At 59.8% G+C, this 1,730-nt stretch carries 3 protein-coding genes; 2 read left to right on the top strand and 1 reads right to left on the bottom strand.

Features of this window, described 5'->3' with window-relative positions:
* Both NW856_RS07860 and NW856_RS07865 read left to right on the top strand, forming a co-directional pair.
* Positions 1 to 419 (top strand): metal ABC transporter ATP-binding protein (locus tag NW856_RS07860; protein ID WP_414399742.1); only part of this gene is annotated, 419 nt, incomplete at its 5' end.
* A gap of 24 nt (positions 420 to 443) precedes the next feature.
* A complete protein-coding gene (locus NW856_RS07865) occupies positions 444 to 1,277 on the top strand; it encodes a metal ABC transporter permease (RefSeq protein ID WP_414399743.1) in 834 nt (277 codons plus the stop codon).
* Positions 1,278 to 1,345: 68 nt separating this feature from the next.
* Here the strand turns inward: NW856_RS07865 and NW856_RS07870 are convergent, their stop codons facing one another.
* On the bottom strand, positions 1,346 to 1,633 hold the full coding sequence (locus NW856_RS07870; protein WP_414329140.1) for an RNA recognition motif domain-containing protein: 288 nt from the start codon (positions 1,631 to 1,633) through the stop codon (positions 1,346 to 1,348).
* Positions 1,634 to 1,730: the final 97 nt, after the last annotated feature.

Below are 1,730 nucleotides of genomic sequence, written 5' to 3' on the forward strand. Positions count from 1 at the left end.
GCTGGTTTCGCCGCATCGGGAAAAAGGGGCAGCAGCGGGCTGCTCAAGCCCTGGAGCGGGTGGGGATGGGGGCCTACCGGGATCGCCCCATTGGAAAGCTTTCGGGGGGACAACAGCAGCGGGTGTTCCTGGCGCGGGCCTTGGCGCAAGAAGCGGAGATCTACGCCCTTGACGAACCCTTTGCCGGGATCGACCAGCCCAGCGAAGCTATTTTGTTCCAGGTGTTGCGGGAGCTGGCAGATGCCGGCCACATCGTGATGGTGGTGCACCACGATTTGGGGCAGGCCCGGGCCTACTTCGACGAAGTGCTCCTCCTCAACCGTGTCTTAATTGCCCAGGGATCCCCGCGGGAGGTGTTGCAGCCAGCGGTGTTGCAGCGGGCCTATGGCCGAGCCCTGCTGCTGGACTCAGCTGCCTAGGGAGAGTTTGAGGTCAACAACGTTATGGAATGGCTCTGGCACAGCCTGGCGGATCCCTTGAGTTTTGCCTTCATGCAACGGGCTCTGCTGGTGGCGGTGGCCGTAGGCATGCTCTGTGCCGTGGTGGGCAGCTATCTGCTGGTGCAAAGCTTGGCCCTGCTGGGGGATGCCATCAGCCATTCGCTGCTGCCGGGCCTGGCCATTGCCTACATGCTGGGCCTCAACCTGTTTGTGGGAGCCTTTGTGGCCGGTCTCCTCAGCGCCCTGTTGATCCAATGGATCCGCTCCGCCAGCCCCCTCAAGCCGGATGCAGCCATGGGGATCGTCTTTTCGGCCTTTTTTGCCTTGGGGATCCTGTTGATCACTTTGATCCAACGGCGGGCTCGCATCGATCTCAACCACTTCCTCTTCGGCAACCTCCTGGGGGTGAATGCTGTCGATGTGCTGACAGTGGTGGGCATCACCCTTTTGGTGTTGGGGTTAGTGGCCCTCTTCTTCAAGGAATTGACTTTCTACAGCTTTGATCCCTTGGGGGCCAAAGCAGCCGGCCTGCCCACCGAGCGGCTGGGGTGGGGGCTGATGGTGCTCACCTCCCTGACGTTGGTGGCCAGCATGAAGGCAGTGGGCGTGCTCTTAGTGTTGGCCATGCTGATCACGCCAGCGGCAACCGCCTATCTGGTGGTGCCTCAACTGCACCAGGTGATGCTGCTGGGATCCCTATTCGGGGTGAGCGCCAGCCTGCTGGGGATGTACGCCAGCTACTACCTCAATGTGGCCTCCGGCCCGGCCATCGTCCTGGTGGCCTCCGCCTGGTTTAGCCTGGCCTTTCTGGGCAGAGTGTTCTCAGGAAAGCGCTAGAAACCAGGGATCGCGGGTTGGGATCCCTGGCTCAAACCTCATCTGAGAAAGGATAGATGCATGTTAACTCAAAAGCGGGAAGAGCGGCCATCCCGACTGCCGCCTGCACCGGCCTGCCGAGGCAACGCCTTGTTGACCCTCAGATCCCGGCCCATCCAAGTAGCACCGTCCAGCTCGTCGATGGCCTTTTGCTCATCGGCTTCGTTTTCCAGTTCCACAAAGGCAAAACCTCGCTTACGGCCAGTCTCCCGATCCACTGGCAGCTTAATTTGCTTAACGGTGCCGTATTCGGCAAACACAAGCCGCAGATCTTCTTCGCTGGCCTTGAAGGACAAATTACCCACAAAAATGGTCATGGCGTAGCACACTCCGAACCTTACCCTTTAGCGTTCAGTTCGGAGGCTCACCTGGTTAAACCATTCGCTCAATCCGAACCTCATGCCAACCACATCT

Origin of the sequence: Synechococcus sp. R3-13, assembly GCF_047462195.1 — a bacterium.
Classification (GTDB): domain Bacteria; phylum Cyanobacteriota; class Cyanobacteriia; order Thermostichales; family Thermostichaceae; genus Thermostichus.

Excerpts from the sequence above, each read along its gene's own strand:
- NW856_RS07870 (WP_414329140.1), bottom strand. The coding sequence starts at position 1,633 with ATGACCATTTTTGTGGGTAATTTGTCCTTCAAGGCCAGCGAAGAAGAT.
- NW856_RS07865 (WP_414399743.1), top strand. The coding sequence starts at position 444 with ATGGAATGGCTCTGGCACAGCCTGGCGGATCCCTTGAGTTTTGCCTTC.